This window comes from Pseudoalteromonas sp. S327 (assembly GCF_005886415.1).
Classification (GTDB): Bacteria; Pseudomonadota; Gammaproteobacteria; order Enterobacterales; family Alteromonadaceae; genus Pseudoalteromonas; species Pseudoalteromonas atlantica.
In genome coordinates this window covers 1-291 of the sequence record NZ_PNDP01000121.1, presented here as the reverse complement: position 1 = coordinate 291, position 291 = coordinate 1, and the positions used below count along the sequence as shown (strand labels likewise).

The window sequence follows — 291 nt, the reverse complement described above, 5'->3', positions numbered from 1 at the left end:
GTTTGAGCACTCGGGGGTTTTAGCTACTTTTGCTCTTATTGGGTTTAAATCAACGTAAGCCATGCAAGCTGCAAGGGCTGCCTCATCAAGAAGAGCTTGTGATTTAAATCGCCCTTCCCAAAATCGGCCAGTGCATTTATCTTCTTTATTTGCTTTACGAGCAATGTGTTCGTTTAAAACGCGCATAAACCAGCTAATGCTAGATAACCTTTCTATGTATTGAATAATAGTTTGGCTTAAAAAGTATGGCTCTGTTCTGCTAAGCTCCTGACCTTGTAAATATTTTTGTGT

The 291-nt window shown here is 39.5% G+C and carries 1 protein-coding gene; it reads right to left on the bottom strand.

Going from position 1 to position 291, the window contains the following annotated elements:
• A partial coding sequence (locus tag CWB60_RS20405; RefSeq protein ID WP_502704742.1) for a transposase occupies positions 1-291 on the bottom strand: 291 nt, incomplete at both ends.